This window comes from Cupriavidus sp. BIC8F (assembly GCF_032465815.1).
Taxonomy (GTDB): domain Bacteria; phylum Pseudomonadota; class Gammaproteobacteria; order Burkholderiales; family Burkholderiaceae; genus Cupriavidus; species Cupriavidus necator.
This window is the reverse complement of sequence record NZ_CP136095.1, coordinates 2,663,441-2,690,327: the sequence shown is the minus strand read 5'-3', so window position 1 is coordinate 2,690,327 and position 26,887 is coordinate 2,663,441. Positions and strand designations below refer to the sequence as shown.

Sequence of the window (26,887 nt, the reverse complement as noted above, 5' to 3'; positions counted from 1 at the left end):
CCCTTGTGCGGCGTTATGGATGAGTCCGGTGCGGCCCTGGCTTGCGCTTACTGCACCACGAAAGAGGTGAAGAGCACGTCCAGCACCCGCTGCGCCGGCAGGCCGCTGGCAAACGGCTTGCTGATGGTGTCGCGGATGTCGTCGGCCAGCTTGCGCTTGCCTTCGACGGTGGCCAGGTCGGCCGGCTGCCTGGCCGACAGCAGCAGCAGGATGCGGCTGCGTGCCTCGGGCAGGTACTGCGCCAGGCGTGCCTGGGTTTCGGCATCGGCTACCTTCAGCGACAGGCCGGTGTGCAGGAAGCGGTCGCCGTCGTCGCTGCGCAGGTTGACGGTGAACGCATCCAGCGGCACGAAGATCGGCGGCGGTACGACCGGGGCGGCGGGCGCAGCGGGCGCCGCCGGCTGGCGGTTGCTCAGCACGCTGCCCAGCACGAAGCCTCCGGCGCCCAGTGCCACCACCAGCACGCCGGCGCCGATCAGCAGCAGCCGGCCGCGCTTGCCTGTGTTGCCAGTCCGGGGAGGGGAAGCCGTGTTCGCCATGAGAAGCCTGTATCGGAATGCCTGCAATTCTTCCGGAATCGCAGGCCAGCAAAGGGCCGAAAAAAAGGGGGAAACCCTTTCAGCTTGGCCATTTGAGCGGAAAGGGAGCAGGCACGGCTACGCGAGCGGGCGCTGCGAGATACGCGCCTGCAGGCTGGTTAACGCTTGATGTCGTGTGAACTTGAGTGCCGGTGCGAGCTGCCGCGATTCCCGGTCGGGCCGCCGGGCAGGTCGCGGGAGCGTCATGATGGATTCCCTACTACGCTAGTCGGGTAGTGATTCATGTGGGTTCGCAAGTCATAAAGCTCCCAACACGCTGATTTGCATGATGTTTTTTGTTTTTACTCTTATATAAGATATAAGACATTTGACCAAGGAGCGGCTTCGGACTACAATCGCGACGTAACGAGATTTTCTAAACCTAATTACTCAGCAGGTTCCCATGCTTGAAAACTATCGCGCACATGTGGCCGAGCGCGCCGCGCTTGGTATCCCCCCTCTGCCCCTGACCGCCAAGCAGACGGCCGAGCTGATCGAACTGCTGAAGAACCCGCCCGCCGGTGAAGAGCAGAACCTGGTGGAACTGATCACCTACCGCGTGCCGGCCGGCGTGGACGACGCCGCCAAGGTCAAGGCCTCGTACCTGGCCGCCGTGGCGCTGGGTAAAGAGAAGTGCGCGCTGATCTCGCGCGCCAAGGCGACCGAGCTGCTGGGCACCATGCTGGGCGGCTACAACATTTCGCCGCTGGTCGAGCTGCTGGACGATGCCGAAGTGGGCACCGTCGCCGCCGAGGCGCTGAAGAAGACCCTGCTGATGTTCGACGCCTTCCACGACGTGAAGGAAAAGGCCGACCAGGGCAATGCCAACGCCAAGTCCGTGCTGCAAAGCTGGGCCGACGCCGAGTGGTTCACCAGCCGTCCGGAAGTGCCGCAAAGCCTGACCATCACCGTGTTCAAGGTGCCGGGCGAAACCAACACCGACGACCTGTCGCCGGCTCCGGACGCCACCACCCGCCCGGACATCCCGATGCACGCGCTGGCCATGCTGAAGAACAAGCGCGAAGGCGCGGCGTTCCAGCCGGAAGAAGACGGCAAGCGCGGCCCGGTCAAGTTCATCGAATCGCTGAAGGAAAAGGGCCACCTGGTCGCCTACGTGGGCGACGTGGTCGGTACCGGCTCCTCGCGCAAGTCCGCCACCAACTCGGTGCTGTGGTTCACGGGCGAAGACATCCCCTTCATCCCGAACAAGCGCTTCGGCGGCGTGTGCCTGGGCAACAAGATCGCCCCGATCTTCTACAACACCATGGAAGACGCCGGCGCGCTGCCGATCGAGCTGGACGTGTCCCAGATGGAAATGGGCGACGTGGTCGAGCTGCGCCCGTACGAAGGCAAGGCCCTGAAGAATGGCGCCGTGATCGCCGAGTTCAAGGTCAAGTCCGACGTGCTGTTTGACGAAGTGCGCGCCGGCGGCCGTATTCCGCTGATCGTTGGCCGTGGCCTGACCGCCAAGGCACGCGAAGCGCTGGGCCTGGCCCCGTCGACGCTGTTCCGCCTGCCGCAGAACCCGGCCGATACCGGCAAGGGCTTCACGCTGGCGCAGAAGATGGTCGGCCGCGCCTGCGGCCTGCCGGAAGGCAAGGGCATCCGCCCGAACACCTACTGCGAACCGAAGATGACTTCGGTGGGCTCGCAGGACACCACCGGCCCGATGACCCGCGACGAGCTGAAGGACCTGGCCTGCCTGGGCTTCTCGGCCGACCTGGTGATGCAGTCGTTCTGCCACACCGCCGCCTATCCGAAGCCGGTCGACGTCAAGACCCACCACACCCTGCCTGAGTTCATCAGCACCCGCGGCGGCATCTCGCTGCGCCCGGGCGACGGCGTGATCCACTCGTGGCTGAACCGCATGCTGCTGCCCGACACCGTCGGCACCGGCGGCGATTCGCACACCCGCTTCCCGATCGGCATCAGCTTCCCGGCAGGTTCGGGCCTGGTGGCCTTTGCCGCTGCCACTGGCGTGATGCCGCTGGACATGCCGGAATCGGTGCTGGTCCGCTTCAAGGGCAAGATGCAGCCGGGCGTGACCCTGCGCGACCTGGTCAACGCAATTCCGCTGTACGCGATCAAGCAGGGCCTGCTGACCGTGGCCAAGCAAGGCAAGCAGAACATCTTCTCGGGCCGCGTCCTGGAAATCGAAGGCCTGCCCGACCTGAAGGTCGAGCAAGCGTTCGAGCTGTCGGACGCCTCGGCAGAACGTTCGGCCGCCGGTTGCACGGTGCGCCTGAACAAGGACCCGATCATCGAATACATCAACAGCAACATCACGCTGCTGAAGTGGATGATCGCCCAGGGCTACCAGGACCCGCGCAGCCTGCAGCGCCGCATCAAGGCCATGGAAGCGTGGCTGGCCGATCCCAAGCTGCTGGAGCCGGACGCCGACGCCGAGTACGCCGCCGTGATCGAGATCGACCTGGCCGACGTGCATGAGCCGATCGTGGCCTGCCCGAACGACCCGGACGACGTCAAGACGCTGTCCGAGGTGGCCGGCGCGAAGATCGACGAAGTGTTCATCGGTTCGTGCATGACCAACATCGGCCACTTCCGCGCAGCTTCCAAGCTGCTGGAAGGCAAGCGCGACATCCCGGTCAAGCTGTGGGTGGCTCCGCCGACCAAGATGGACCAGAAGCAGCTGACCGAGGAAGGCCACTACGGCGTGTTCGGCACCGCCGGTGCCCGCACCGAAATGCCGGGCTGCTCGCTGTGCATGGGCAACCAGGCACAGGTGCGCGAAGGCGCCACGGTGATGTCGACCAGCACGCGTAACTTCCCGAACCGCCTGGGCAAGAACACCAACGTGTACCTGGGTTCCGCCGAGCTGGCGGCGATCTGCTCGCGCCTTGGCCGCATCCCGACCAAGGAAGAGTACATGGCCGACATGGGCGTGCTCAATGCCAATGGCGACAAGATCTACAAGTACATGAACTTCGACCAGATCGAGGACTTCAAGGAAGTGGCCGACGGCGTGACGGTGTAAGTCGCGCAGTCAGGCTGGCATGAAGAAGGGGTCCCGCTTGCGGGGCCCCTTTTTTGCCTTCTGCGACACGCCGTGGCGCAGGCGGATGGTTCAGTCCAGCGGAACGCCGTGGCGCGCGGCGTATGCCACCACTTCGGCCGTGTTGTGCAGGTCGAGCTTGCGCATCAGGTACTCGCGGTGCTTGCGCGCGGCCCTGCATCGCGCGGTGCAGCCGGCCGAGACCGCCCGAGGCCCTGCGCTGCACGCATGGCAGGGGCGGTTTATGATCGGGCTTTTCCGTTGTCCGGCGCCTTCTTTGCGCAGTGCGCAAGCGCCTGAACCAGGAGCCAGTGTGCCCGATCTGTCCGCTTTCCCCATCACCCGCAAATGGCCGGCGCAGCATCCCGACCGCATCCAGCTGTACTCCCTGCCCACGCCCAACGGGGTCAAGGTGTCGATCATGCTGGAGGAGACCGGCCTGCCGTATGAACCGCACCTGGTGCGCTTCGACGCCAACGACCAGATGTCGCCGGAGTTCCTGTCGCTGAGTCCGAACAACAAGATTCCCGCCATCCTCGATCCCAACGGCCCGGGCGGCAAGCCGCTGGCGCTGTTCGAATCGGGCGCGATCCTGCTCTATCTGGCCGACAAGTCGGGCCAGCTGATCCCGGCCGACCCCGCGCGCCGCTACGAAACCATCCAGTGGGTGATGTTCCAGATGGGGGGCATCGGGCCGATGTTCGGGCAGGTGGGCTTTTTCCACAAATTCGCCGGCAAAGAGTACGAAGACAAGCGGCCGCGCAACCGCTACGTGGCCGAAAGCCGGCGCTTGCTGAATGTGCTGAACCAGCAGCTGGAAGGACGCGACTGGATCATGGGCGACGCATACACCATCGCCGACATCGCCACCTTCCCGTGGGTGCGCAACCTGCTTGGCTTCTATGAAGCGGGCGAACTGGTCGGCATCCAGGACTTCCCGCATGTCAGGCGCGTGCTGGAGGCGTTCGTCAAGCGCCCGGCGGTGGTGAAGGGGCTCGATACGCCGCACCGCGGCTGAGGCAGTTCGCGGCGTGCGCGCGTCGCGGCCGTGCGCATCGTTCTACGCGGTGGCTTCGGCGGCGCCTACCGAGGGGCGGGTGGCCCGCATCCTATAGTCCAGGGACAGGCGCGCCCCCCCGCGTTGCCTGAGGAGCCCGGACCATGCCGATGCCCACCACCCTCTCCCTGTTGCGTGTCGTCCTGCTGGCGGGCGCCACCGCTGCGCTCGCCGCCTGCGGCGAATCGGCCAAGCTGCCTTCCGAAGCGGGCTTCGGCCCCATGCCGCAACTGCCGCCACCCAACCAGACCGCGATCCCCACCGTCAAGATCGCGCCGGCCATCGGCTGGGCAGCGGGCCAGCGCCCGGTGCCGGCCGCAGGCATGGCGGTGACGGCCTTCGCCGACAAGCTGGACCATCCGCGCTGGGTCTACGTGCTGCCCAACGGCGACGTGCTGGTGGCCGAGAGCAATGCCCCGCCCAAGCCCGATGACGGCAAGGGCATCCGCGGCTGGATCATGAAGAAGCTGATGAAGCGCGCCGGCGCCGGCACCCCCAGCGCCAACCGCATCACGCTGCTGCGCGACACCAACGGCGACGGCGTGGCCGACCAGCGCTCGGTGTTCCTGAAGGACCTGAACTCGCCGTTCGGCATGGCCCTGGTCGGCAACGACTTCTACGTGGCCGCCACCGACGCGGTGCTGCGCTTCCCGTACCAGCCCGGACAGACCCAGATCACTGCCGCGCCGCAGAAGGTGGTGGACCTGCCCGGCGGGCCGCTCAACCATCACTGGACCAAGAGCCTGATCGCCAGCCGCGATGGCAGCAAGCTGTACGTGACAGTGGGCTCCAACAGCAACGTGGGCGAGCACGGCATGGACAAGGAGGTCGGCCGCGCCGCCATCTGGGAGGTCGACCCGAAGGCCGGCACGCACCGGATCTTTGCCAGCGGCCTGCGCAATCCCAACGGCATGGCGTGGGAGCCGGTCACCGGCATGCTCTGGACTGCCGTCAACGAGCGCGACGAGATCGGCAGCGACCTGGTGCCGGACTACATCACCTCGGTGCGCGACGGCGGCTTCTATGGCTGGCCCTACAGTTACTATGGCCAGCATGTCGACGCACGCGTGAAGCCGCCGGCGCCGGACCTGGTGGCCAGGGCCATCGTGCCGGACTATGCCGTGGGGGCACACACCGCATCGCTCGGGCTGGCCGCCGCCGGCGGCAACAGCTTGCCGGCGCGCTTCAGCGAAGGCATGTTCGTCGGCCAGCACGGTTCGTGGAACCGCAGGCCGCTGGCGGGCTACAAGGTGATCTTCGTGCCGTTCAGCAAGGGCCGCCCCAACGGCGCGCCGTTCGACGTGCTGACCGGCTTTCTCGATGAGGACGGCAACGCGCGCGGGCGGCCGGTGGGGGTGGCGATCGACCCGCGCGGCGGACTGCTGGTGGCCGACGACGTCGGCAATACGGTGTGGCGGGTCAGCGGCGCGAAGTAGGCGGACCATGGCGCGGCAGCGGCGGCACTGCGCCGCTAGAATGACGGCGTCCCCCCACGCCGAGCCCGCTGCCGCCCATGTCTCTCACTGTATTCGCTGTCGTCCTGCTCGCCGCGTTCCTGCATGCCGCCTGGAACGCGGTGGTCAAGGGTGGCGGCGACAAGATGCTGTCGACGGTGATGGTGGCGGTGAGCGCCGGCCTGATGGCCACCGTGGCGCTGCCGGCGTTGCCGCAGCCGGCGCCGGCGAGCTGGCCGTTCATCGCCGCGTCAGTGGGCGTGCACGTGGTGTATTTCGCGCTGGTGGCACGCATCTACCACACCGCTGACATGAGCCAGACCTACCCCCTGATGCGCGGCACCGCGCCGCTGCTGGTGGCGGTGGCCAGCGTGGGCTGGCTGGGCGAGCACCTGTCGGCGCTGGCGTGGAGCGGCATCGCCGTGGTCAGCCTGGGCATCCTGGCCATGGCGGGCGGCGGTCACGGTGCCCGCGCTGCCGCTGGCAGCCGTGAGGGCATGTGGCTGGCCCTGCTGAACGCGCTGGTGATCGCCGCCTATACGCTGATCGACGGCACCGGCGTGCGCCGCTCCGGCGCCCCGGTAGCGTATGCGTTCTGGATCTTCGTGCTGACCGCGGTGCCGCTGGCGGCGTGGGCGCTGGTGGCGCGCCGGCCGGCACTGGCGGGCTACGTGCGGCGCAATCTGTCGCTGGCACTGGTGGGCGGCGGCGGCACGCTGGCGTCCTACGGGCTGTCGCTGTGGGCGATGACACGCGCGCCGGTGGCCCCGGTGGCGGCCCTGCGCGAGTCCTCGATCCTGTTCGGCGCGCTGATCTCCGGACTGCTGCTCAAGGAGCGCGTGGGCGCCGCCCGCCTGGGCGCGGCCTGCCTGATCGCCGCCGGCGTGGCCACGCTGCGCTTTGCCTGAGGGCAATCCGGGTGCCCGCCTGGGCGCCCGGCCGCTGCGCGCAGCCGGCGCTGTCTATACTTGGTTTTACCGGGGTCAGACGGCGGAGGGGCACTGCGTCCGCGCAGACCGGCAGCCTGGCATCGACGCCGAGGAGAGGGCATGAACCACACCGCAGATTCGTTTCGGGCCTTTGAGCTGGCTGGCTGGGAAGATCCCGAGGTCGTCAGCCAGTACCAGGAGCATCTGTCGCACGTGACCCGGCAATCGGTCGAGTCCCTGCTGGATGACGCCCATGTGGCCAGCGGGCTGCGCGTGCTGGATGTGGCCACCGGCTCCGGCCATGTCGCGGCGGGGGCGGTGCGGCGCGGCGCCGAATCCGTCGGCATCGATTTCTCGCTGGCGCAGGTGCAGCTGGCGCGCAAGCTTCATCCGGATGTCCACTACGAGCAGGCCGATGCGCAGGCGCTGCCGTTCAGCGATGCCAGCTTCGATGTCGTGGTCAATGGTTTCGGCATGTGCCACCTGTCCGACCCCGACGCCGCGCTGGCCGAAGCCTTCCGCGTGCTGCGCCCGGGCGGGCGCATCGCCTTCACAGTGTGGGACACGCCCGAGCGCGCGGTCGGCTTCGGCGCGGTCTATGCCGCGATCCGCGCCTGCGGCTCGATGGAGGTCGATCTCCCCGTGGGGCCGAACTTCTTCCTGTTCAGCGATCCGGGCCATTGCCGCACCGCGTTGCAGCAGGCCGGCTTTGTCTCGCCCACCTGCCGCAGCGTGCCGCAGGTATGGCGCTTCTCCACGCCCGATCAACTGTTCGATGCGCTGGCCCAGGGCACCGTGCGCGCCGCCGCCACGCTGCGCGCGCAGACCCCCAGGGCCCGCGATGAGATCCGCGCCGTGCTGCGCGGCACCGTCGCCGCCTATATGCGCGGCAGCGGCTTCGAGGTGCCGATGCCGGCGGTGCTGGCGGCGGCGGTCAAGCCCTGAGGGCGGCACCCACGCACCCGTCGCGGCGCGGACGCCGCCGGGAGTGTTGGAGATCGACCGACATCCCTGCCGCCAGCGTCGGCCTGGCCCCACCACCCGATCCCCGGAAAGTGCCGTAATCCACGCCGCAACCAGCCTTGCGGCGGTGGCACGGTCATTGCGCTATGGACAGCGAGCGCGGCGCCGCGGCTCGTTGTGCCACCAGCCAGCAATGGCTTCCCGGAGAACCCCGATGAACACCCGATCCCAATGCCAGACAGGGCAGGCCGCGCCGCGCCCGCCCGCAATCCTGCACCGCTCGCGCCAGGCCATGGCGCTGCTGCGCGTGCTAGGCTTATGCATCAACAGCGTCGCCTGCGCCCAGTCCGAGGCGCCGCAGGCTGCAGCGCCGGCCGTGCAGGCCGTGATGCCGGAACAGAAGTTTGCGCCCGGATACCTGGAGGCCGTTGCCACCGGCTATGACAATGGGTTGGCATTGCGGGAGCCGGAAGGCCTCGCGCCGCTGAGGCCGCCGCGCGAGGCGAGCAGCACGCCGGCGGCAGGCGCAGTGCCGGTTGCCATGCCAGCGGCGGTGCGGCCGCAGCCGGCGCGCTGACCCGGCGGGGCCCCCCGGGAGCAGGGCGGCGAAGCAAGCGGCGCCGTGTGGGTCTTTAGCGCCTGATCTGTTCCTGTTCGCCCCGCCCTGCCGACATGAAGTCGGTGCTTTCCCATTCCATCCGGGCAGGACAGCATAGTTGCAGTACCGTCGGCGGTCATCCATGTGACGGCAATTGCGGAATATTCGCCCTCAATTGCCTACAATTCGTCACACCGGTTAATCCCCCGCCCCATGGACATCGAACTCGCCCGCACCTTCCTGCAAGTCGTTCGCACCGGCAGCCTGCTGGCCGCGGCCGACAGGCTGCATGTCACGCAGACCGCCGTGACCGCGCGCATCAAGAGCCTGGAATCGCAGCTCAACTGCCGCCTGTTCGATCGCAACAAGGCGGGCGCACGACTGACGCCCGATGGCCAGCGCTTTCTCGGCTACGCCAGCCAGCTGGTGCAGACCTGGGAGGCGGCATGCCGCGAACTGCCGTTGCCGGCCGGGCTGGCCAGCCTGTTTCGTTTCGGCACGGAAATCAGCCTGGGCAATCCGCTGGTGCTGCTGTGGACCACGCGCCTGCGCCAGCTGATGCCGGCGCAGGCGGTGCGGGCGGAAGTGGGGGAAGGGGCGGAACTGCAGCGCAAGCTGCAGTCGGGCACGCTGGACGCGGCGCTGGTCTACCAGCCGGAGTACGCGCCCGGCATGCATGTCGAGGCGCTGATGGAAGAGAAGCTGATCCTGATCCGCTCGACGCAGCGCGATGGCGGCTATGTCTATGTCGACTGGGGGCCGGAATTCCGCCGCCAGCATGACAGCGCGCTGCCGGAGCATGCGCGCGCCTCGCTGTACTTCAACCTGGGGCCGCTGGCGCTGCAGTACATCCTGCAGTTCGGCGGCAGCGGCTATTTCCGGACACGCGTGGTGCAGAGCTACCTGGACAGCGGGGTGTTGGCGCGCGTGGAAGGCGCCTCAGAGTTCTCATATCCGGTATTCCTCGTCTGCGCCAGGACTCCCGCAGGCGCGTCGCAGGATGCCGTGCGCATCCTGCGCGACATTGTGCGCGAAGAATCCGACTGGTCGCAGCGCTGGGATTTCCCGCAGTAGCGCAAAGCGGTCAGATCCGGACCGGCACCAGTTGGCCCATCGGGCCGGGCACGGCCACCAGGCGCCATTGCCGCACGCGCCGCACCCGGCGGCCGCGTCCGCCGCCGCGCGGCGGGCGGGGTTCCAGCCCGGCAAAGCGGCCGTGCAGTTGCGCGCGTGCGAATACCGGCTCGGGCACCCGCGTCCCGATCAGCCAGGTGACGGCGCCTCCCAGTGCCACCAGTGCCAGTGCCAGGGCAATCCAGAGGACGGCTTCCATGTTCCCGCTCCATCGAATAGGTATCTGTGATTCCAGTATTGGCGCAAACCGTTACGGCGGGTAAATGAAAGTTATTTCCACTTCATATCAATAAAATTGCATTCAAGCCGGCTTCTCCTTCAAACCTGTCCGTTCGGCTGCGGCAGGAAAAATCATCCTTTCCGACGAGTCTCATAGCCGCTGCACGGCAGACACTCAGCCGGTCACTCTCAAAAACACCAGGAGACCCCGCCATGCAACGCCTGATCTTCGAAGCCGAACACGACGCCTTCTGCGAATCCGCCCGCCGCTTCTACCAGCGCGAGGTGGGGCCGCACGGGGAGCGCTGGCGCGAACAGGGCTGCGTCGACCGCGAGGTGTTCCGCAAGGCCGGCGAGCAGGGCTACCTGCTGATGTGGGCCGATGAGAAATACGGCGGCGCCGGCGTGGAGGACTTCCGCTATGAGCAGATCCTGATCGAGGAAAACGCGCGCCACGGCGACACAGGCTTTTTCGGCACGCTGCACTCGCGGCTGGTGGCGCCATATATCGGCCGCATCGGCAATGAGGAACAACGCCAGCGCCTGCTGCCGGCGGCCGCGCGCGGCGAGTCGATCTTTGCCATCGCCATGACCGAGCCGCAGGCGGGCTCCGACCTGGCCGGCATGCGCACGCGTGCCGAGGACCATGGCGACCACTGGGTGCTGAATGGCGCCAAGACCTATATCTCGAACGGCCAGCTGGCCGACTATGTGGTGGTGGTCGCGCGCACCGATGCGGAGCGCAGCCACGGCCTTGGACTCTTTATCGTCGAGCGCGGCATGCCCGGCTTCGAGCGCGGACGCAAGCTGCGCAAGATGGGCCTGCACTCGCAGGATACGTCCGAACTGTTCTTCGACAACGTCAAGGTGCCCAAGGCCAACGTGCTGGGCGAGCCCGGCCAGGGCTTCCGCTACCTGACGCGCCACCTGGCCGAAGAGCGGCTGATTGGCGCCTGCGGCTACATGGCGTCGGCGCAGGTGGCGTTCGACCTCACGCTGGACTACGTCAAGGAGCGCAAGGCCTTCGGCCGCGCGATCGGCACGTTCCAGAACTCGCGCTTCAAGCTGGCCGAGCTGCGTGCGCAGCTGGATGCGCTGCAGACCTTTGTCGACCAGTGCGTGCTGCAGCACAACGCCGGCACGCTGACCGTGGAGACCGCGGCGTCGGCCAAGCTGCTTACGTCGGAACTGCAGGGGCGCATGGTCGACGAGGGCGTGCAGCTGCACGGCGGCGCCGGCTATATGGAGGAATACCGCATCTGCCGCATGTACACCGACGCGCGCATCTCGCGCATCTACGCCGGCAGCAGCGAGATCATGAAGGAGATCATCGGCCGCAGCCTGGGGCTGGATGACCGCGTGAAGGGGTAAGGAGAAACGGATCAGGCGGGCGGACGAAGGGATCAGGTCCGCCGCAATTTCCGACGGCATGGCCGGCAACGGCCCGCACCGGTGGTGGTTTTTTCCGGTTGGCTAGGGTTTTCGCGTAGTTAAAGGCTTTTGTCAGCCCAATGAAAGCTGTTTGTAATGCGATTCGGTTTGAATGCGTGCGGGAGATCGTGTCCGGGTGGCGTTTGATGCATCAGGACAGCAGGCGAGGGCGCACCAAGACAGCCACGCTTCGCGGCCGCACTGGCGGGATCGGGGTCGGATGAATATTTGCCGCCCCGGTGCACCGTTCGGCGGGCACGGTCGTTTACCGCAGACCGTTGTCGAACTGAGCCTGACTGACCGTGCCTTTTGTCTTTTCCCGTATTGCCGTGGGTGCCCTGCTGGTACTGGGGGTTCTGGCCCGGCCCGCGGCACTCCTTGCCGCCGAACGCCCGGCCGATCCGCTTCCTTCCGCTGATTCCGCAGATGCTGCCGGTCCTTGCGTGCCGCCGCCGGCGGGCGCGACGCTGACCCTGGCGCAGGTGCGCCTGGACGCACTTCGCTGCAATCGCGACATCATCGCCGCCCGCCGCGGCGTCGAAGCCAGCCAGGCGGACATACAGATCGCTTCGCAGCGGCCCAACCCGGTGCTGAGCCTGGGCGTGGCCAACATCAACCCGCATGCCGGCATCGGCTCGGGCAACCTGCGCAGCAAGACCGTGGACTCCACCCTGCGCGTGGACCAGCTGATCGAGACCGCCAACAAGGGCGGCCTGCGCGTGGACGCCGCGCGCAAGGCCAGCGCGGCCGCCGGCGAAGTGGTGCAGGCGGTGGTGGTGCAGCAGAGCGCCGGGGCGGAGCAGGCCTTCTATGAGGCGGTGGTCAGCCAGGAGCGCGTGGGCGTGCTCAGGGAGATGCTGGGCCTGTACGACCGCACCCGCCAGGCCAGCGAGACCCGCCTCAAGGCCGGCGACGTCTCGCGTGCCGATGTGACCAAGCTGCAGCTCGACGCGCTGCGCGCGCAGAACGACATGCGCCAGGCCATGGCCGACCACAACCGCGACAAGGCCCAGCTGGCGCAGGCCATGGGCGTGCCCGGCACGCTCGCCGACAACCGGCTGGTGCCGGACTGGCCGCCGCTGGATACCCCCGTGCCGCAGGTCGACCCCGACACGCTGCAGCGCCGCCCCGACGTGACCGCGGCCGAGGCCCGCCTGGCCGCGGCCGCCGCCACCCGCGACCTGGCGCGCGCCGGCCGCGTGCCTGACGTGACCGTGGGCGCGCAGGCTGAGCACTATCCGGTCTCGGCCACCAATACCAATGGCAGCGGCAACAGCTACGGCGTGTTCCTGACGATCCCGCTGTACGTGCGCCACCGCAACGGCGGCGAGGCCCGCCGCGCCGAGGTGGACTACTACGCCGCGCTGGACGAGCGCAACCGCGTGCTGCTTGAAGCCGGCAATGAGATGGAACGGCTGCGCAGCCAGCTCGAAGCCTCGCGCCAGTCACTGCGGCAGATGCGCGACGACGTCCTGCCCGCTGCCGAAAGCGTGGCCGGCAGCGCCGAGTTTGCCTACGGCAAGGGCGCCACCGGCGTGCTCGACCTGCTCGATGCCCGCCGCGCGCTGCGCCAGACCCGGCTCGACGCCGTCAGCGCCCAGGGCGATTACGCCAAGGCCCTGTCGGCCTACCGCGCCGCGCTGCAGACCTCCACGACCGGCACTGCGACGACCTCGCGTCCCTGAACCGCAGTTCCAGCGAATCCAATGCACTCTCTCCTGTCACGCATGTCCCGCCGCATGTCTTCTGTCCATTTCCCCGCCGGCCTGCCCGCACGGGTTGCTGCCCTGTCCCTGTGCGCGCTGGCGCTGGCCGCCTGCGGCAAGTCTGAAGCGCCCAAGGCCAATGACGATCCCAAGGTCAGCGGCAATACCATCCAGTTCCCGGCCAGCGTAAAGACGCTGCCGGGCATCGCCGGCGAAGCCGCCAAGACCGGCGGCGAGCGCATGCTGAGCCTGCCCGGCCGGCTTGTGTGGAACGAGGACAAGACCGTGCGCGTGTCGACGCCGTTTGCCGGCCGCGTCACCGAGATCCTGGTGCAGCCCGGCGCCACCGTGAAAGCGGGCCAGCCGCTGGCCAGCCTGACCTCGCCCGATTTCGGCGTGGCCCAGGCCGATGCGCGCAAGGCCGCCGCCGAGAGCGCGGTCGCGGCCAAGGCGCTGGCACGGCAGCGCGAGCTGTACGGCGCCGGCATCATCGCGCAGAAGGAGCTGGAACAGGCGCAGGCCGACGCCGCGCGTACGGCGGCGGACCTGCAGCGCACCCAGGCGGCGCTGGGCCAGTACGGCGCGGCCGCAGGCGGAGCGGGCGCCGTTAACCAGCGCTTTCCCCTGCGCAGCCCGATCGACGGCCTGGTGGTCGAGCGCAACATCAACCTCGGCATGGAGCTGCGCCCTGACCAGCCGCCCGCCGCGCCGCTGTTCCTGGTGACCGATCCGACCACGCTGTGGGCGCAGGTCGACGCGGGCGAGGCTGACCTGAGCCTGTTCAAGCCGGGCGTGGACGTGCAGCTCACCACCGCTGCCTGGCCCGGCGAGACCTTCTCCGGCACCGTGATCAAGATCGCCGACTATGTCGATCCCACCGCGCGCAGCATCAAGGTGCGGCTGATGGTGCCCAACCCGGAGCGCCGCCTGAAGGCGGAAATGTTCGTCACCGCGAAGCTGCCGGCCGCATCGTTCAAGGGCATCGCCGTGCCGTCCAAGGCCGTGTTCCTGGCCGACAACCGCAACTATGTGTTCGTGCGCACCGCCGCCAATACCTTTGAGCGCCGCCTGGTGCGCGTGGGCGTGACGCTGCCCGGCACCACCGAGCTGCTTGAAGGCGTGAAGGACGGCGAGACCGTGATCACCGATGGCAACCTCTACCTGCAGGACATCCTGCGCGATGCCACGGCCGTGAACGCGGCGCGTGCGTCCGAGAAGAAGTGAGGACGGCCGCCACATGATTTCACGCATCGTCAGCTTTGCCCTGCACCAGAAGCTCTTTGTCTGGCTGGGCCTGCTTATCTTCGTCGGGGGCGGCCTGGCCGCGTTCAAGAACCTGCCGATCGAAGCCTTCCCGGATGTCTCCGACATCCAGGTCAACGTCATCACGCTATACCCGGGCCGCGCCGCCGAAGAGGTGGAGCGCCAGGTCACCATCCCCATCGAAACCGCGCTGGCCGGCACGCCCAACGCGGTGCGGGTGTTCTCGCATACGCAGTTCGGCCTGTCGTTCATGATGGTGACCTTCAATGACAAGGCCACCGACGTGACCGCGCGCCAGCAAATCCTGGAGCGCCTGCGCAGCGTGGACCTGCCCGACGGCGTGCATCCGGACCTGGCGCCGCTGTCCACCGCGATCGGCGAGATCTACCGCTTCCGCCTGACCGGCAAGGGCTATACCGCGCAAGAGCTGCGCACGCTGCAGGACTGGGTGGTGGAGAAGAACCTGCGCCAGGTGCCGGGCGTGGCCGACCTGGTCACCATCGGCGGCACCATCAAGCAGTACGAGGTCAATCCCAACCTGGCGCGCATGCGCGATGCCAAGATCTCGCTGTCGCAGCTGTTCACCGCGCTGCAGCGCGCCAACGCCAACGCCGGCGGCGGCGCCGTGGCGCACGGACGGCAGCAGTTCCTGCTGCGCTCGCTGGGCAGCTTCCGCACCTCGGCCGATATCGCCAACGTGGTGGTGGCCGAGAACCAGGGCACCCCCATCCTGGTCAAGGACATCGCCGACGTGAGGGTCGGCAGCGCGCCGCCGCAAGGCCTGATGGGCCAGGACAACGAGGACGACATCGTCTCGGGCATCGTGGTGATGCGCAAGGGCGAGAACCCGTCGCTGGTGCTGGAGGCGCTGAAGAAGAGGATCGACCTGCTGGACGACCAGATCCTGCCCAAGGGCGTGAAGATCGTGCCGTACTACGACCGCTCCACGCTGATCGACAAGACCCTGCACACCGTGTTCGGCAACCTGGTGGAAGGGGCGCTGCTGGTGATGGCGGTGCTGTACCTGTTCCTGGCCAACGTGCGTGCCGCGGCAATCGTGGCGCTGATCATCCCGCTGGCGCTGCTGTCGACCTTCATCGGCCTGACCTGGGTGGGCATTCCGGCCAACCTGCTGTCTCTTGGCGCGATGGACTTCGGTATCATCGTCGACGGCGCGGTGATCGTGGTCGAGAACATCTTCAAGCGGCTGGGCGAGCTGAAGGAGCAGCAGATCAAGGACAGCAAGGCGCGCCTCCTCGCCATCCTGCAGGCCACCACGGAAGTGGGCCGTCCGACCGTGTTCTCGATGGTCATCATCATTGCGGCGCATATCCCGATCTTCACGCTGCAGCGGCACGAGGGCAAGATCTTCGCGCCGATGGCCTACACGGTGACGGGCGCGCTGATCGGTTCCCTGATCCTCTCGCTGACACTGGTGCCGCTGCTGTGCCACCTGCTGCTCACCAAGAACATCGCGCATGATGACAACTTCATCGTGCGCCACTGCAAGCGGCTCTATGAGCCGATGCTGGCCTGGGCGCTGGACCACAAGAAACTGGTGGTGGGCGCGGCGGTGGGCCTGCTGGTGGTGACCGTGGGCGTGGGCAAGTTCCTTGGCAGCGAGTTCCTGCCCGAACTGGACGAAGGCTCGATGTGGGTCAGCTTCGACCTGCCCGCTTCGGTCTCGATCGATGAAGCGCGCGACCAGGCGCAGCTGCTGCGCAGCGTGATCCGCAAGACCCCGGAGGTCAACACCACCATCTCCAAGGTGGGCCGCCCCGACGACGGCACCGATCCCAAGCTGATCAACACCGTCGAGATCCTGGTCGACCTCAAGCCCGAGAAGCAGTGGCGCGACGGCTTCAACAAGCGCGGCATCATCGGCGAGATCGACAAGAACCTGCGCCAGCTCCCCGGCATCGAGCCCAATTTCTCGCAGCCGGTGCGTGACAACATCCTGGAGAGCATCTCGCAGATCAAGGGCCAGATCGTGATCAAGGTCCAGAGCGACAGCCTTGAGCACAACAAGCAGGTGGCCGACCAGATCCTGGCCAACGTGCAGTCGGTCAAGGGCGTGATGCGGGCCTTTATCGACCGCGACGGCGAGCTGCCGCAGTACGTGCTGGAGTTCGACCGCGCCCAGGCCGCGCGCTACGGCATCAACGTGGCCGACGTGCAGGACCTGATGGAAACCGCGCTGGCCGGCAAGGCCGCGACCGAGCTGTGGGAGGGCGAGAAGCACTTCAGCGTGGCCGTGCGCCTGAAGCCGTCGGAGCGCGCGCTGCCGAACCTGCCCAGTATCTTCATGCAGACCGCGGACGGTGCGCAGGTGCCGCTGTCGCAGCTGGTGACCTTCCGCGCGGCATCCGGCGCGATGAACATCAGCCGCGAGAACGGCCAGCGCACCACCTCGATCGGCATCTTTATCCACGACCGCGACATGGGCAGCGTGGTGAAGGACATGCAGGCGCTGGTGGCCAAGAACGTCAAGGCCGAGGACGTCAAGATCAGTTGGTCTGGCGAGTTCGAGAACCAGGAGCGCGCCATGGCGCGGCTCTCGATCGTGGTGCCGCTGTCGGTGCTGGTGATCTTCCTGCTGCTGTTCAATGCGTTCAAGTCGTTCAAGAGCGCCACGCTGATCATCTCGAACATCCCGTTCGCGCTGATCGGCGGCGTGTTCGCGCTGTTCCTGACCGGCATTCCGCTGTCGGTGTCGGCGGCGATCGGCTTTATCGCGCTGTTCGGCCAGGCGGTGCTCAACGGCGTGGTGATGGTGACCTACTTCAACCAGCTGCGCGACGAAGGCATGCCGGTGCGCCAGGCCGTGCTGACCGGCTCGATGGACCGGCTGCGCACGGTGCTGATGACCGCGCTGCTGGCCATGCTGGGTTTGTTCCCGATGGCCATCTCGCGCGCCATCGGCTCGGAGACGCAGCGCCCGCTGGCCATCGTCATCATCGGCGGGCTGATCACCGCCACCATGCTGACGCTGATCGTGTTGCCCACCTTGTATGAATGGATGGTGGGCCGCAACTGGCCGGACGAAGAGGGCGACAAGCCCGACGAGAGCCGGTTGACGCCGTCGATTGCGGGGTGATGACAGGGCCGCGGGGGCATGTCCCTCGCGGCCCTGTGTGGCATTGCAGACAGGCCCCAGGCATGACGCCGCCCCCACACCGGGCGGCGTTTTTTCTTTTAAGGCGCATTCCACAAGTCCCTCCGCAATCCGGTGCATGGCCCGCCGTGTGCCTCGCCCGAATCGCAATGTCGGAATAGTCTGACGCGCCTTTCGGAGCCCCACGCCTGCTTCTCATTTTCCCCCGAGCCTACTCTGAACGTACGGCGTGGCCAGCGTAGCCGCCGGCCTCTCATGCGTACCGTTACGCAATTCTTCGGAAAGGAGCTCGACATGATGAAGAAATGGCTGACCGCAGCAGTGTGTTCGATGCTGATTGCAGCCCCGGCAGGTTTTGCCCTGGCACAGACGACGGCTGCTGGGTCCAAAGCAGACTATGACGCCGCGGTGAAGCAGGCTGACGCGGACTACAAGGCTGCCTCCACCAAGTGCGATGGCATGAAGGCCAACGCCAAGGACGTTTGCAAGGCCGAGGCCAAGCGCGACCGCGACGTGGCCAAGGCCCAGGCCGAAGCCCGCCGCGACGGCACGCAGAAGTCGATGGCCAAGGCCGAGAAGGTCAAGGCCGACCGCGACTATGACGTAGCCAAGGAAATGTGCGACGACAAGAAGGGCAACGACAAGGACGTTTGCAAGAAGGACGCCAAGGCCGCCCATGAAAAGGCACTGATGGCTGCCAAGGTCGACAAGGCCGCGGCCACGGGTTCGCGTGCCGACGTGGCGGAAGCCCGCGCCGACGCGAAGAAGGACGCCACCGACGCCGCCTACAAGGCCGACAAGGAACGCTGCGACGCAATGTCGGGCGATGCCAAGGACAAGTGCCAGGCCGATGTGAAGGCCAAGTACAGCAAGTAAGCCTTCGCGGCATCCCGCCAGCAATGGCGGGCCACGCACCGCACCACACGCAAGGGGACGCCTCTGATGGCGCCCCCTTGCCACCGGATGAAGGAGCATGACATGAACTGGGACCAGATCGAAGGCAAGTGGGAACAAGTGAAGGGCAAGGTCAAGGAGAAGTGGGGCAAGCTGACCGACGATGACATCGCGCAGATCAACGGCAAGCGTGACCAGCTTGCGGGCCGCATCCAGGAGCGCTATGGCTACACCAAGGAGCGTGCCGAGGAAGAAATGAAGGCGTGGGAACGGGACACGCGCTGGTAGGCAGGGCGTGGCAGCACGGCAAGGCGGGGCGCCAGCGGGCGCCCCGCCTTGTTTCTTGTGTGGCGCGTACTCGATTCCCCTCGGGCACCCCCGGAACGAGGGGTGTTTCGGCGTAAATCGCACAGCATTAAGCGCGGATTAGCTCTGAATGCAACCAAATGATGCACGCGCCACCCGCGCAGGGCATAACATGTCGCGTCGCCGATCCCGCCATCCATCCGGCCTGCCTTCGCGCTCCGCATGTACGCAGCCTTGCCCGCCTTCGTCTCGTCGATCTTCCTCGGTTACGGCCTCTATGTGCTGGTGACCAAGGGGGTGACGCGCGTCTCCACTTCGTTCTTCCTGCTGTGCGTGACCACCTTCGCCTGGCAGGGCACGTGGGTGTTCCTGTTCCAGTCCTCGCATCCCGATGTGGCGCTGATGCTGGCCCGGCTCGGCTACCTCTTCATCCTGTTCCTGCCGACCACGTTCTACCACTTCATTGCCGAAGTCACCGAGTGCCGCCGCGAACGGCCGTTGCTGCTGGCCTCCTACGGCCTGAGCCTGGTGCTGGCGGTGCTGCTGCTGACCACCGACCAGGTGGTCTCTGGCTACTACAGCTATTTCTTTGGCGACTATCCCAAGGCCGGCCCGCTGCATCCGCTGCACCTGGTGCAGACGGTGCTGGTGGCGCTGCGCAGCGCCTGGCTGCTGGTGGCGGCGCGGCACAATGCAACGGCTGAACGCCGCAAGCGCTACAAGCTGTGCCTGGTGGCGGTGGCGCTCTATTCGCTGGCGGCGGTGGACTACGCCGTCAACTACGGCGTGGCCTTCTATCCGCCGGGCGTGGTGTTCGTGGCGGCAAGCCTGGGCATCCTGGCGGTCAGCGTGGTGCGCTACGACCTGATGCATCCGTATTCGCTGGCAGCCACCGTGGCGCACGAGGTGCGCACGCCGCTGGCGACCATCCGCATGCAGGCGCAGGAGCTGGCGCGCACCTGGCCGCAGGTGCTGCACGGCTACCAGCTGGCGGTCCAGCAGGGGCTGTGCGAGGACCGCATGCGGCCCGGCCAGCTTGAGCGCGTGTCGAGCCTGGTGGGCGCCATCACGCGAGAAGTCGATGGCACCAGCACCGTGATCGACATGGCGCTGGCCTCGGTCACGCTGGAGCGGCTGGACCGCAGCAGCTTTGCGCCGCACGGCATTGCCGACTGCGTGCATGCGGCGCTGGAGCGCTACCCGTTCCAGGGCGAGGAGCGCGGCTGCGTGCAGGTGCGCGGCATCGACCAGGGCTGGCGCTTTGTCGGCTCCGACACGCTGCTGGTCTATGTGCTGTTCAATCTGCTGAAGAACGCGCTGCATGCGATCAGGGCGGCCGGCGGCGGCCACATCGACATCACCGGCGCGACCGAGGGCCAGTACCACGTGGTCCGCTTTCGCGACACCGGCCCGGGCATTCCGGCCGACGTCATGCCGCGCATCTTCGATCCGTTCTTCTCCACCAAGGCGCATGGCACCGGTGCCGGCCTCGGCCTGGCCTTCTGCCGGCGCGTGATCGAGACCTTCGGCGGGCGCATTGACTGCGAGTCGGTGCCGGCCGTGCATACCACCTTTACCCTCAGGCTGCCGCGCTTCACCGCCATGGCCGACAGCCGGCTGCGCACCAGCACCGCCGGCTGACCCACGGCCGGCGGTGCCGGATTCAGACCCGCACGGGGTCAGCCGCGCCTGGCTCAGCTGGCCAGTGCCGGCAGCGCCAGTTCATATTCCCTGACCCGTTCGATGATGCCCGCCGGAAATCGCGTGATGCGCTTTTGCCGGTCGGCGAAGACGATCTGCTGGTAGCCCAGCGACACCGGCTTGCCCCCCACGCAGAAGCGGAACAGCAGGTAGGCCGAGCACTGCCGGACCTGGAAGGTGTTCAGGTAGCAATCCACGCGCTGGAACGGGAACGTCTCCTCGACATACTCCTGGTGCGCGCGCTTGGTCACGAAGACGCCGCCCGCGGCCAGCAGGTTGTCGTGGATGCATTCATGGAACCACCGCTCCCGGCAAATGCCCTGCCACTCGAAGTAGCGGGCGAAGTAGGTATTCATAAAGGCATTGGAATCCTTGAGATAAATGTCGATCGCATGGTGGAAGGTCTGGTGCGAAGCCGTCTCGAACGCGTCGGGTGCCAGTTGGGCCGTGCCGCGGTTCAGGATTTGGGGGATCACGTCTCGCATCAACATAAATTGACTCCTTGAGATGGCCGCAAGCGGCAGCCACGCCTGCCCCCGGGAAGGTTGGGGCATGGTGGCATTCTGTCCGCTTGGGCAATGGCAAGGTGGGCGCTGAAGTGGGGGTTCCGGCACGTTCCGGCGCGTGACGCCCGGGCGATAAAAGCCCGGAATGCGTGCCTGGGCCTGGCAAAACCGGAGAGGCATGGATCGGCGTTAACCCGAGTAGTCTAGGTTTATAGACTTTTATATAGTCGTCCGACCAGACTGCCTGCGCGCGGTCTCCGCATCGCCCGTACCGACGTTTCCCGACCTCCCTTGCCGCATGGCAGACACCACCTCCAGCGAACTCCTCTCGCGCAGCCGCCAGCCGGTCTACCTGCAGCTGGCCACCATCTTCCGCCGCCAGATCGAAAGCGGCGCCTGGCGCCAGGGCGAGCGCATTCCCTCCCTGGAGGAACTGTGCCGCCAGTACGGCGTGGCGCGCATGACCATGCACCATGCCTTGTCGATGCTCGATGAAGAGGGGCTGGTGGAGCGCGCGCGCGGGCGCGGCACTTTCGTCAGGGCACCGTGCCAGGCGCGGCGGCAGGTGTCGCTGTCGACCAGCTGGGACGAGGCGGTGGCGGTGGGCGCGCAGCTGGACACCGAAGCGATGGTCGAGTCGGCCGGCAACGTGCCGCTGCCCGCCGATCTCGGTATGCCGTGCCCCGGTGAGCGCGCCGCCGACTACCACTTCCTGCGCCGGCTGCACCGGCTGGAAGGACGGCCGTTCGCGGTGGGCGAGGTCTATATCGAGGCCGGCGTCTTTGCGCGCGAGCCCGAGGCCTTCCGCCAGGGCGCCTCGGTGCCGGTGCTGGACCGCTTCCCCGGCCTGTCGGTCAGCACCGCGCGCCAGCGCCTGTCGATCGTCGCGGCCGGGGCCGAATCCGCCGCCGCGCTGGCGCTTGCCGTGGGCGCGCCGGTGGCTGAGCTGCGCCGCTTTGCCTGTGTCCCGGGCGAGCGCGGCGAACTGATCGTCTACTACGCACGCATCGAATTCCCGACCGAGTTTGTCTGCCTGGATTTCGACCTGCTGGCGGCGCGGCCGCGCCCGGCCTGACGCCCCCAGTGCAACCAATGCCAACCTGCTGACCCAGAACCTGAGCGGAACCCGAGACATGGAAACTACCCAACCGATGAACGGCGCCGAGAGCCTGGTCAAGACCCTGCTCGCCAACGGCGTGGACACCTGCTTTGCCAACCCGGGCACCAGCGAGATGCACTTCGTCGCGGCGCTGGACCGCATCCCGGGCATGCGCTGCGTGCTGGGCCTGTTCGAAGGCGTGGTCACCGGCGCGGCCGATGGCTATGCGCGCATGGCCGGCAAGCCCGCCGCCACGCTGCTGCATTGCGGCCCGGGCCTGGCCAACGGCCTGGCCAACCTGCACAACGCGCGCCGCGCGCAGACGCCGGTGGTCAACATCATCGGCGACCAGGCCACCTACCACCGGCCGCTGGACGCACCGCTGACCGCGGATACCGAAGGCTGGGCCCGTCCTGTCTCCGTGTGGACGCGCACGGCCACGCAGGCTGCTTCCGTCGGCGCCGATGCCTCATCCGCGGTGCAGGCCGCATGCGCCGCGCCGGGCGGGGTCGCCAGCCTGATCCTGCCTTCCGATGTGTGCTGGGATGCGGGCGGCGTAGTGGCCGCGCCGCTGCCGCCACTGGCGGTGCCCAAGGTCTCGCCCGACGCCGTGCAGCAGGCCGCGCGCGTGCTGCGCTCGGGCCAGCCTACGCTGGTCGTGCTGGGGGGCAGCGCGCTGCGCGAGGCACCGCTGGCCGATGCACACCGCATTGCCGCAGCGACCGGCGCCCGGCTGATCTCGCCCATGTCCAATGCGCGAGTGTCGCGCGGCAGCGGCCGCCTGGCGGTGGACCGCGTGCCCTATTCGGGCGACGTCGCGCGCGACAGGCTGGCCGGCATCCGCAACGTGATCCTGGTCGGCGCACCGGCGCCGGTGACGTTCTTTGCCTACCCGGGCAAGTCGCCGCGCCCGTATCCGGAAGATGCCGTGATCCATGTGCTGGCACGTCCGGAGGAAGACCTGGCCGAAGCGCTGGCCCGGCTGGCCGACGAGGTGGGCGCCCGCAACGCGCCACTGCCGGCTGCCGCGGCGCCCGCATCCGTTGAGCCCGCCCGCGGCGCGGTCACGTCCGAGGCGGTGGCGCGGACGCTGACCGCCTTGCTGCCCGAACAAGCCATCGTGGTGGAAGAGAGCATCAGCTTCGGCCGCGCCTTCTATCCGGGCACGGTCCATGCGGCCCCGCACGACTGGCTGCAGCTGACCGGCGGTGCCATCGGCGAAGGCCTGCCGCTGGCCGTGGGCGCGGCGGTGGCGGCGCCGGACCGGCGCGTGGTGGCACTGCAGGCCGATGGCTCGGCCATGTACACGCTTCAGTCGCTGTGGACCATGGCGCGCGAGCAGCTCGACGTCACCGTGGTGCTGCTGGCCAACCGCAAGTACGCCATCCTGCTGGGCGAGCTGGCGGGGGTGGGGGCCAATCCGGGCAAGACCGCCCTGGACATGCTTGACATCGGCAATCCCGACCTGGACTGGGTCAAGCTGGCCAACGGCATGGGCGTGGAGGGCGCGCAGGCCAGGGACATGGAAAGTTTTGCCGACCTGTTCCGCATGGCCAATGCGCGCAGGGGGCCGTTTGTGATCGAACTGGTGATCTGAGCGCGGCGCTTTCCGCATTCAAAAATCCAGCCTTCGGCAGATGTGAATTGTTGCAATGCACAGACTGCGGCAAGCTCATTGCCGTGCCATGGAAGGCCCATGGCGGCACCATCAAAAGTGAAGGAGACTCCATGCCCCAACAAGAAGCGGCGGTGGGTCCGGACAAGGCTTATGCGGACCAGCTCGCCGCTGGCCAGTTCCGCATCCAGCATTGCCAGGACTGCAAGCGCCACGTGTTTTTCCCGCGCAATATCTGCCCGCACTGCGGCGGCGACACGCTCGCCTGGGTCGCGCCCAAGGGTAGCGGCACGGTCTACTCCACCAGCGTGATCCGCCGCAAGCCGGAGGCCGGCGGCGACTACAACGTGGTGCTGGTCGACCTGGATGAGGGCGTGCGCATGATGAGCCGCGTGGAAGGCATTGCGCCCGCCAGCGTGCGCATCGGCATGCGTGTGCAGGCACGCGTGGCGCAGGGCAAGGAAGGCGAGGCCGCTCTCGTCGTGTTCGATCCGGTGGAGGGCTGAGGCCATGAGTTTGTCCAATTTGCGCGGCAGCGTCGCCATTGTCGGGGTCGGCCAGGCGGGCATGTGCGAGGCCCACGGCAAGACGGAAATGGAAATCCTGGTGGAGGCCGCCAAGGCCGCCGTCAGGGATGCGGGCCTGTCGATGCGCGACATCGACGGCATCGCCACCGCCAGCGTCGGCGCCAGCATGTGGGTGATGCCGGTGGCCGAGTACCTCGGCATCAAGCCAAAGTTTGTCGACAGCACCATGATCGGCGGCTCCAGCTTTGTCTCGCACATGCTGCCGGCGATGATGGCGCTCGAATCGGGCCAGTGCGATGCGGTGCTGGTCTGCTACGGCAGCAACCAGCGCACCTCCACCGTCGGCCGCGCCGGCATCGCCAAGGTGCGCGCGGTGCTGGACCCGCAGCCGTATGAGCACCCGTACAGCCCGCTGCAGCCGATCACGTCATATGCACTCGCCGCGGCGCGCCATATGCACCAGTACGGCACCACGCGCGAGCACCTGGCCGAGGTCGCCGTGGCCGCGCGCAAGTGGGCGCAGCTCAATCCGGAAGCGATGATGCGCGACCCGCTCAGCATCGACGACGTGCTCAATGCGCGCATGGTGTCGGACCCGCTTTCCGTGCGTGACTGCTGCCTGGTCACCGACGGCGCCGGCGCCTATGTGATGGTGCGCGCGGACCGCGCCAAGGACCTGGCCAGGCCGCCGGTCTATGTGCTGGGCAATGCCACCGCCACCTGGCACCGCCAGATCTCATGCATGCCGGACCTGACCGTCACGGCCGCCAAGGAATCCGGCGAGCGCGCCTTCGCCATGGCGGGGCTCACGCCGTCCGATGTCGACGTGGCTGAGCTCTACGATGCTTTCACCATCAACACGCTGCTGTTCCTGGAAGACCTGGGTTTCTGCGCCAAGGGCGAGGGCGGCCAGTTTGTCAGCGGCGGCGGCATTGCGCCGGGCGGGCGGCTGCCGGTGAACACCAATGGCGGTGGCTTGTCATGCGTGCATCCTGGGATGTACGGGATGTTCATCACCATTGAGGCGGTGCGGCAGTTGCGTGGTGAATGTGGGGAGCGGCAGGTGCGGGATGCCGAGGTTGCCGTGGTGCATGGGAATGGGGGGACGTTGTCTAGTCAGGCTACGGCGATTTTGGGGACTGGGGCGACGGTTTAATTGTAGTTTTGGGCTTGGTGCCATTACGGTCGCTCGTCGCCCTTGGCGGGCGTGGCTGTTTCGCCGGCGTAGCCGGCGAGTCACTTTTTGTCCGAGCGACAAAAAGTAACCAAAAAACGCGTCGCCTATGCGGCTGGCAATCCATTCCACGGCGCTGGTCGTTCGCACGGTGGTGCTTGCCGTTCTGGCGTGGTTGCCCGTTCTGTGGGGTGGTGTCTGCTTTGGCATAAGGGAAAGAAGGTCCAAAAAGTCGAAAAGACCAATAACTACAAAGACTTGAGCCAAAAACCATCGCCCCGGCAATTTGGCACAGAACGGGCAGGATCGATCCGTTTCTAGGCTGTGATTGCGCACGCTTTGGCATAGAACCACCCACTTTCCGCGTCACGCCGCCGCCTTCCTGCTCATAACCGCCCGGTGTAGCTTGCCGACCTGGTCGTTTGATAGGTCGTCAATGGAGGCAGTACCGAATACCTTTCGCATGTAGCTGCGCCGCCAGCCGTGGCAGTTGAGCTCCTTGCACCGGGCAAGGAGGGCTTGAATTCGGCGATCGCGCCAGCTCGGCGATGTCGATGCTCCCGCCATGCCGTCGATCATGCCGCGCAATCGCCAGAGGTATGACTCTGCCTTGTGAAACTGGTCCGCAGGGATTTCGGTGTAGCACTCGACGCCCATGTGGGTGTTAAGTCGCCGCATAAGGAAGGCGGGAGACATCTCGTGACCGTCTACATGTCTTGAGACGCCTGAGATTTGGTCGCGCAGCTCGAGAATGCGCCTCTTCTGGGCGATGTCTATGAGGCCATTGCCGGCCTGGACTACGGTGATGTTCGGGTGAATCTTGAACACATTCCCGTTGCCCACGATGACCGGACCGTCGCCGGTGACGTTAATACTAGGGGGCCTTGAATTCGAGGGCCGCTGCCCCTCGACCCCACCACTTAACCCAAGCAGATCAGCCCATGCTCTGCTGATCCGCTGCTTTTTTTCTTCTTCAGGCACCTACTAAATCTCCGCAAACGGCCGGAAATCAACGGGTTGGCGCTGTCCTACCGGCCATCGGATGCGCCAGTTCGACATCTACGCGACCAGGCGCAGGATTCGATCGATGTTCGGGCTATCTCGGCTGCCGGTTTCCTCGATGTATTCGTACAGGAGGACAACAAAATCAGCCTTCTTCTTGGGATCTACCTTCACGCCCGCAGCCGCGATCTCCTTCTCGACCTTCTCGAGGACCAGTTGCAAGAGTTCGGCGTCTATGGCGCTGGCCGGCCCGTGAGCGCCGGCGCCCACGTCCTCCATGAGCATCGGTCCCACTTCGTTCAGAAGCCAAGACAGGTTAAGGCCCATCCTCGCAAGGGCGGCCAACAACTTACTGTTGGGCGCCGACTTCCCGCTCTCGTTTTCCTGAATGCCCCGCTTCGTTCCCCCGCAGCGCGCGGCGAACTGGTCTTGCGTCAGCCCAATCGACTCTCGATAGGCACGCAACCTTGCGCCAATAGCCACAGAGAACTGGTTCCCACTATCTCGCATGCCCTCGTCTCCGAAGTTGGAACCCGAAGTTCCAGCTTTCATGCTAGGTGCCATCTTCGAGGAAACCTCATACAAATCAAATAGATACAAATC

General features: G+C 66.8%; 23 protein-coding genes. 18 read left to right on the top strand and 5 right to left on the bottom strand.

Annotation, left to right across the window (positions count from 1 at the left end; translation table 11 throughout):
• Window positions 1-47 precede the first annotated feature (47 nt).
• Window positions 48-539, bottom strand: a complete 492-nt coding sequence (fliL, locus tag RS901_RS32505; RefSeq protein ID WP_011616679.1) for a flagellar basal body-associated protein FliL — start codon at window positions 537-539, stop codon at window positions 48-50.
• A 442-nt stretch (window positions 540-981) separates the two neighbouring features.
• Here fliL and acnB point away from each other — a divergent pair, with 442 nt between their 5' ends.
• From acnB to RS901_RS32470, 7 genes are all read left to right on the top strand, one after another.
• Window positions 982-3,573: a bifunctional aconitate hydratase 2/2-methylisocitrate dehydratase gene (gene acnB / locus RS901_RS32500; RefSeq protein WP_316154778.1), complete on the top strand. Its 2,592-nt coding sequence runs from the start codon at window positions 982-984 to the stop codon at window positions 3,571-3,573.
• 331 nt (window positions 3,574-3,904) lie between these two features.
• Complete coding sequence (locus tag RS901_RS32495) at window positions 3,905-4,609, top strand: glutathione S-transferase N-terminal domain-containing protein (protein WP_316154777.1); 705 nt, start codon at window positions 3,905-3,907, stop codon at window positions 4,607-4,609.
• A gap of 143 nt (window positions 4,610-4,752) precedes the next feature.
• On the top strand, window positions 4,753-6,084 hold the full coding sequence (locus RS901_RS32490) for a sorbosone dehydrogenase family protein (RefSeq protein WP_316154776.1): 1,332 nt from the start codon (window positions 4,753-4,755) through the stop codon (window positions 6,082-6,084).
• A gap of 77 nt (window positions 6,085-6,161) precedes the next feature.
• Window positions 6,162-7,010, top strand: coding sequence for an EamA family transporter (locus RS901_RS32485; RefSeq protein WP_316154775.1), 849 nt, complete (start codon window positions 6,162-6,164; stop codon window positions 7,008-7,010).
• 141 nt (window positions 7,011-7,151) lie between these two features.
• Window positions 7,152-7,976 (top strand): class I SAM-dependent methyltransferase, encoded by an 825-nt coding sequence (locus tag RS901_RS32480; RefSeq protein ID WP_316154774.1) that lies wholly within the window; start codon window positions 7,152-7,154, stop codon window positions 7,974-7,976.
• Window positions 7,977-8,208: 232 nt separating this feature from the next.
• Complete coding sequence (locus RS901_RS32475) at window positions 8,209-8,571, top strand: hypothetical protein (protein ID WP_316154773.1); 363 nt, start codon at window positions 8,209-8,211, stop codon at window positions 8,569-8,571.
• Window positions 8,572-8,805: 234 nt separating this feature from the next.
• Window positions 8,806-9,666: a LysR family transcriptional regulator gene (locus tag RS901_RS32470; RefSeq protein ID WP_316154772.1), complete on the top strand. Its 861-nt coding sequence runs from the start codon at window positions 8,806-8,808 to the stop codon at window positions 9,664-9,666.
• A 10-nt stretch (window positions 9,667-9,676) separates the two neighbouring features.
• On the opposite strand, the gene RS901_RS32465 is transcribed toward RS901_RS32470, so the two are convergent.
• On the bottom strand, window positions 9,677-9,925 hold the full coding sequence (locus RS901_RS32465; RefSeq protein ID WP_316154771.1) for a hypothetical protein: 249 nt from the start codon (window positions 9,923-9,925) through the stop codon (window positions 9,677-9,679).
• A 233-nt stretch (window positions 9,926-10,158) separates the two neighbouring features.
• Between RS901_RS32465 and RS901_RS32460 the strand changes: the two genes are divergently transcribed.
• The 7 genes from RS901_RS32460 (at window position 10,159) to RS901_RS32430 (ending at window position 20,301) form a co-directional block, all read left to right on the top strand.
• Window positions 10,159-11,316, top strand: coding sequence for an acyl-CoA dehydrogenase family protein (locus tag RS901_RS32460; RefSeq protein WP_316154770.1), 1,158 nt, complete (start codon window positions 10,159-10,161; stop codon window positions 11,314-11,316).
• 362 nt (window positions 11,317-11,678) lie between these two features.
• Window positions 11,679-13,061: a TolC family protein gene (locus RS901_RS32455; protein WP_316154769.1), complete on the top strand. Its 1,383-nt coding sequence runs from the start codon at window positions 11,679-11,681 to the stop codon at window positions 13,059-13,061.
• A 54-nt stretch (window positions 13,062-13,115) separates the two neighbouring features.
• Window positions 13,116-14,306 (top strand): efflux RND transporter periplasmic adaptor subunit, encoded by a 1,191-nt coding sequence (locus RS901_RS32450; protein WP_316154768.1) that lies wholly within the window; start codon window positions 13,116-13,118, stop codon window positions 14,304-14,306.
• Window positions 14,307-14,319: 13 nt separating this feature from the next.
• Entirely contained in the window at window positions 14,320-17,442 is a 3,123-nt protein-coding gene (locus RS901_RS32445) for a CusA/CzcA family heavy metal efflux RND transporter (RefSeq protein ID WP_316154767.1), read from the top strand.
• Between the two features lie 312 nt (window positions 17,443-17,754).
• The gene (locus RS901_RS32440) at window positions 17,755-18,336 is read left to right on the top strand and encodes a hypothetical protein (protein WP_316154766.1); all 582 of its coding nucleotides are present in this window, start codon (window positions 17,755-17,757) and stop codon (window positions 18,334-18,336) included.
• Window positions 18,337-18,438: 102 nt separating this feature from the next.
• Window positions 18,439-18,642, top strand: coding sequence for a CsbD family protein (locus tag RS901_RS32435; RefSeq protein ID WP_041228550.1), 204 nt, complete (start codon window positions 18,439-18,441; stop codon window positions 18,640-18,642).
• A gap of 240 nt (window positions 18,643-18,882) precedes the next feature.
• Window positions 18,883-20,301, top strand: a complete 1,419-nt coding sequence (locus RS901_RS32430) for a sensor histidine kinase (RefSeq protein WP_316154765.1) — start codon at window positions 18,883-18,885, stop codon at window positions 20,299-20,301.
• Window positions 20,302-20,354: 53 nt separating this feature from the next.
• Here RS901_RS32430 and RS901_RS32425 read toward each other — a convergent pair whose 3' ends face one another.
• Window positions 20,355-20,852 carry an acyl-CoA thioesterase gene (locus RS901_RS32425; protein WP_316154764.1) on the bottom strand — a complete coding sequence of 166 codons (498 nt, stop codon included), beginning with the start codon at window positions 20,850-20,852 and terminating at the stop codon, window positions 20,355-20,357.
• 313 nt (window positions 20,853-21,165) lie between these two features.
• Here RS901_RS32425 and RS901_RS32420 point away from each other — a divergent pair, with 313 nt between their 5' ends.
• From RS901_RS32420 to RS901_RS32405, 4 genes are all read left to right on the top strand, one after another.
• Window positions 21,166-21,942, top strand: coding sequence for a GntR family transcriptional regulator (locus RS901_RS32420; RefSeq protein ID WP_013952229.1), 777 nt, complete (start codon window positions 21,166-21,168; stop codon window positions 21,940-21,942).
• A gap of 76 nt (window positions 21,943-22,018) precedes the next feature.
• The gene (locus tag RS901_RS32415) at window positions 22,019-23,563 is read left to right on the top strand and encodes an acetolactate synthase large subunit (RefSeq protein WP_316157340.1); all 1,545 of its coding nucleotides are present in this window, start codon (window positions 22,019-22,021) and stop codon (window positions 23,561-23,563) included.
• Window positions 23,564-23,694: 131 nt separating this feature from the next.
• On the top strand, window positions 23,695-24,087 hold the full coding sequence (locus tag RS901_RS32410; protein ID WP_114133882.1) for a Zn-ribbon domain-containing OB-fold protein: 393 nt from the start codon (window positions 23,695-23,697) through the stop codon (window positions 24,085-24,087).
• A 4-nt stretch (window positions 24,088-24,091) separates the two neighbouring features.
• Window positions 24,092-25,264, top strand: coding sequence for a thiolase (locus tag RS901_RS32405; protein WP_316154763.1), 1,173 nt, complete (start codon window positions 24,092-24,094; stop codon window positions 25,262-25,264).
• Window positions 25,265-25,648: 384 nt separating this feature from the next.
• Here the strand turns inward: RS901_RS32405 and RS901_RS32400 are convergent, their stop codons facing one another.
• Together RS901_RS32400 and RS901_RS32395 are read right to left on the bottom strand one after the other, a co-directional pair.
• Window positions 25,649-26,263, bottom strand: a complete 615-nt coding sequence (locus RS901_RS32400; RefSeq protein ID WP_316154762.1) for a hypothetical protein — start codon at window positions 26,261-26,263, stop codon at window positions 25,649-25,651.
• A 78-nt stretch (window positions 26,264-26,341) separates the two neighbouring features.
• Window positions 26,342-26,836 carry a helix-turn-helix transcriptional regulator gene (locus RS901_RS32395; protein WP_316154761.1) on the bottom strand — a complete coding sequence of 165 codons (495 nt, stop codon included), beginning with the start codon at window positions 26,834-26,836 and terminating at the stop codon, window positions 26,342-26,344.
• Window positions 26,837-26,887 lie beyond the last annotated feature (51 nt).